A 1,592-nucleotide genomic window follows, 5' to 3' on the forward strand; every position below is an offset into this window, starting at 1 on the left:
AAACAAGCGCTCTAGATAAGAAATATCAGGCCTTGATTGATAAAATCAATACACTGGATACAGACTCTTATGGACTTCCAAAGAAAGATCTTCTCCTTCGACTCCAAGAATCTAAATTGGCTAAAGATGAGGCTGGTTTAGCAGCGGTTGAATCACAACTTCAAGCTCTTCAAGACTTTAATGATCGAACAGGTGTTACAACTGTAGAATACATCAAGTATTTCTACGAACACGTAAATGACGGTCGTTTGAGTGATGAACTTCGAAACAAAGTAGCTCAGTTGACTTGGACTTTGTATCAATCTCAATCCTTCCTTAAGGCAGCAGAATTGAACAAATTATTCCCAAGTATCTATCAGGCAAAACAAGAAGTGGAAGAAGCTTTGAAAGCTCAGCCAACTACTGCGAAATCAAGTCAGACAGTTCTAGATACTGAAAAAGTTGATAATCAAAGTGCCAAGACAGCTATTTATGGCTTCTTGAAAGAATTGTATGGAGACTTTATGCCTGAAGAGCATGTGAATCATGTCAGCAAGGAACAAGTGGAGAGTCTTCTGAGCAAGGCAACTCAACTCTTAGAGCAAATCCAAGAAGAAGGAATCAGACAATCCTTGGCAGAAGAAGTAGAAAATCTCAAAGCTGCTACAAACAAGGCTGATGCAGACTTGGATGAAGTAAACAGTCAGGTAAAAGATGTCTTGACTCGTATCGCTAGCGCTCTTCAACAAGAGAAGGAAAATGCTGAGCAAGATCCTCAGACACTTGTACTCTATCAAAAGCTTTACGATATCCTCATGTCACTTCACGCTTACTTAGAAAACAATAAGGGTTCTGATGAGGACTTTGATAAGGTGGATGCTCTACTAGATCAACTTTCTGCTAAGAGTAAAGATAAGGCTGCTTTACTTGAATTGACAAAAGCTATTCTGATCTTGAATCAAGAAATCAAGTCAAAATCAAGCGCGAGTGAAGAAGCAAGTCCAGCAACAAATGCTGAAGCAAATGGTGATAAGATAAGTCCCGAAACTGAAACATTAGCAACTGCAGAATCTAACAGTGAAACTGCCAGTGACGAAAACAAACCGAGCAACGCAACAGATTCTAAACCTGCTGAATCAGTTCCAGAAAAGGAAACAACAGAATCTACAACAAGTACTGGAAATCAAGAAAAACCAGTAGAATAAAAAAGTTGGTAGATAAAAAGTTTGTGGTCGTAGATCTAGGAGATTTTCCCATTCAAGTCTGTTTCCTATTTCTCATTGTAATTATAAACCATGGCAACATAAGAAAACGAGCATTTCCAACTGAGGAGGTGCTCGTTTTTTGATAGTTAGAAGTAGTTTTTATCCGTCTATTTAGAGTTGATTACAAGAAATTATTGACTTGAATGTGGATATAAGATTTATTCACTGATTATAATGTTTAAATAGTGCTCCAAAGAAAAGAATTATCCTCATGAGTATGAATCTTATAAATTAACTAGCTCCAAACCGTGTTCTGTCAAGCGGTAGATGCTTGAACAGACCTCTTTTAAGAACCGACGGTCATGCGAAACAGTGATGAGACCACCAGGATAAGTGGCAAAGAGTTTT

At 38.0% G+C, this 1,592-nt stretch carries 2 pseudogenes; one reads left to right on the forward strand and one right to left on the reverse strand.

The annotated features are described in order from the left end of the window. Positions 1–1,184, forward strand: a pseudogene (locus QZ359_RS04715) (HIT family hydrolase); the annotation flags it as partial. A gap of 284 nt (positions 1,185–1,468) precedes the next feature. Here the strand turns inward: QZ359_RS04715 and QZ359_RS04720 are convergent. Then, positions 1,469–1,592 (reverse strand): annotated as a pseudogene (locus QZ359_RS04720) (ABC transporter ATP-binding protein); the annotation flags it as partial.

The organism is Streptococcus sp. (assembly GCF_019414905.1).
Lineage (GTDB): Bacteria > Bacillota > Bacilli > Lactobacillales > Streptococcaceae > Streptococcus.